Source organism: Acidithiobacillus sp. TH-A36 (assembly GCF_057473445.1).
On sequence record NZ_JBYCKP010000058.1, the window covers coordinates 1 to 1,155 of the forward strand.

At 55.8% G+C, this 1,155-nt stretch carries 3 protein-coding genes; all 3 read left to right on the plus strand.

The window, feature by feature from the left end; genetic code table 11:
* Positions 1–456, plus strand: a 456-nt coding sequence (mtnB, locus tag AC2VLY_RS01475; RefSeq protein WP_486921657.1) for a methylthioribulose 1-phosphate dehydratase, incomplete at its 5' end; no start/stop codon positions are given.
* Positions 453–974 carry a glycine cleavage system transcriptional repressor gene (locus tag AC2VLY_RS01480; RefSeq protein ID WP_486893508.1) on the plus strand — a complete coding sequence of 174 codons (522 nt, stop codon included), beginning with the start codon at positions 453–455 and terminating at the stop codon, positions 972–974. The genes mtnB and AC2VLY_RS01480, both read left to right, overlap by 4 nt.
* Positions 974–1,155: peptide deformylase (locus AC2VLY_RS01485; RefSeq protein WP_486921658.1), on the plus strand; the 182-nt coding region annotated here is incomplete at its 3' end. The genes AC2VLY_RS01480 and AC2VLY_RS01485, both read left to right, overlap by 1 nt.

Below are 1,155 nucleotides of genomic sequence, written 5' to 3' on the forward strand. Positions count from 1 at the left end.
GTAAACCTCCAGGGGGATGTGCTGCTTGCTCCCAGCGGACGTAAACCTTCGGCAGAAACTTCCATCCATCAGGTGATTTATCAACATATTCCTGAAGCCTGGGTGATTTTTCATGTGCATTCCATTGAGGCCAATCTCTGCGGGCATTTCGCCAGAAACGGGCAACTCCGTCTGCCGCCTCTGGAGATGCTCAAGGGACTGGGGGTTCCCGATGCGGAACCCGAAATTGATCTGCCGGTTTTTGCCAATCATCAGGATGTTGCCCGCATTGCCAAAGATATGGATACTGCTTTTACGCAAGCCATTCCTCCGGTGCCTGGTGCGCTGATTCACCAGCATGGCGTCACTGCCTGGGGCAGGGATTTATTGTCTGCACGCCATCACCTGGAATTGCTGGAATATTGTTTTCGTTATCTCGTACAGGCTAAAGCCCTCGCTATAGGAGTTCAGGCATGAGTCAAGCGCTTCTCACCGTCATCGGCGAAGATCGCCCCGGTATTGTCGCAGCCGTCACCCAGGCACTGTATACGGCGGACTGCTCCATTGGTGACGCTTCCATGATGCGTCTGGGCGGCTATTTCACCATCATGCAGGTCATCGATTACAGCAGGGACCTGGGCTCCGTGGAAATGGCCCTGGATCCTGCCATCAAGCGCCTGAATTTACGGGTACACCTGGATCCTATCTCCAGTGTTGCGGTTGCGGCCGATCTGCCCAACACCCGGGTCACAGTGTATGGGGCCGATCATCCGGGTATTGTGGCCGGGGTGACGGCTGCCCTCGCTGCCATCGGTTTTAATGTGATTGATCTGGAAAGCGAAAGCTCCGGAAGCGCCGAGCGGCCACTGTACGTCATGGTCATTCAGGGTTATGCCCCCGATGGCATTGAAAGCGTGCGCAAGGCGGTTTTGCCCCTGCGGGAAAAACAAGGGGTAGAAGTGGGTGTCCACCCCATTGAAGCGGCCGTATTCTGATGACGGTACTGTCCATCCTCACCTATCCCGATGCGCGGCTGCAGCGCAAGGCCGAAGCCGTCCAGGTTTTTGACGATGAACTGCAGAAATTTGTCGGGGATCTGACCGAAACCATGTACGCCGGTCCGGGAGGCGTCGGTATTGCTGCCCCTCAGGTAGATCGCCATCAGCGTATTGTCAT

Excerpts from the sequence above, each read along its gene's own strand:
- AC2VLY_RS01480 (WP_486893508.1), top strand. The coding sequence starts at position 453 with ATGAGTCAAGCGCTTCTCACCGTCATCGGCGAAGATCGCCCCGGTATT.